The sequence below is a fragment of the Pseudomonas frederiksbergensis genome, assembly GCF_003732665.1.
Classification (GTDB): Bacteria; Pseudomonadota; Gammaproteobacteria; order Pseudomonadales; family Pseudomonadaceae; genus Aquipseudomonas; species Aquipseudomonas frederiksbergensis_G.
Map to the genome: position 1 here is coordinate 1 of NZ_MOBP01000106.1, position 290 is coordinate 290.

Consider the following 290-nt stretch of genomic DNA (forward strand, 5'->3'; position numbering starts at 1 on the left):
ATAGCGCACGGTCTTGTAGCTGACTTCCAGCTGTGAAGCGGCCGTCAGCCAGCCCGTGCCCCCGAACGGGTAAGAGCCTTCATCGCTGATCACCCACGCCGGTTGATCGAGTTCCATTACACAGGAGTCCAGGGCGTCGACGAGGCTATAGCCCAGTTGATTGGCTTCGATTCCGGCGGGTTGCCCCTGCGCCCAATGCAAGCAGCGCACCTGGCCCCGGCCGCCCGGCAAGGTGCTCACATGCAGTTCTTCACCGTTGTCGCGGGTGCGGATTTCCAGCCCTGGCAGGT

The 290-nt window shown here is 63.1% G+C and carries 1 pseudogene; it reads right to left on the reverse strand.

Going from position 1 to position 290, the window contains the following annotated elements:
* Positions 1-290, reverse strand: a pseudogene (locus BK665_RS33350) (toxin); the annotation flags it as partial.